This is a genomic window from Chromohalobacter sp. HP20-39 (assembly GCF_033052815.1).
Classification (GTDB): Bacteria; Pseudomonadota; Gammaproteobacteria; order Pseudomonadales; family Halomonadaceae; genus Chromohalobacter.
Genome location: NZ_JAWHTP010000699.1, coordinates 1 through 270 on the forward strand (window position 1 = coordinate 1; position 270 = coordinate 270).

The 270-nt window shown below is 58.9% G+C and carries 1 pseudogene; it reads right to left on the minus strand.

Features of this window, described 5'->3' with window-relative positions:
• Positions 1 to 246 (minus strand): annotated as a pseudogene (locus tag RVY79_RS19760) (aromatic alcohol reductase); the annotation flags it as partial.
• Positions 247 to 270: the final 24 nt, after the last annotated feature.

Sequence of the window (270 nt, forward strand, 5' to 3'; positions counted from 1 at the left end):
GTCGATGGAGCTCTTCACAAGATCGCCGACGACAATCTCGATCCCAAGATTCCGGATCTCCGCGATATCTTGTTGCTTGCCGGGTGTACTGGATTCAACGGCACTTGCGCGCAGCAGCACGCTGATCTTCGCGCCGTCCACGTCCTTCGCGCGGCGCGCAAGATTGCGCAGTACCGGCAGGCCGAGTTCGCCGGCACCGAGCACGAGAATGTTTTGCGACGTCGCGTTAGGATCTGTTGGGTTCATCGTCTAGCCTGCCAAGGAATGTGT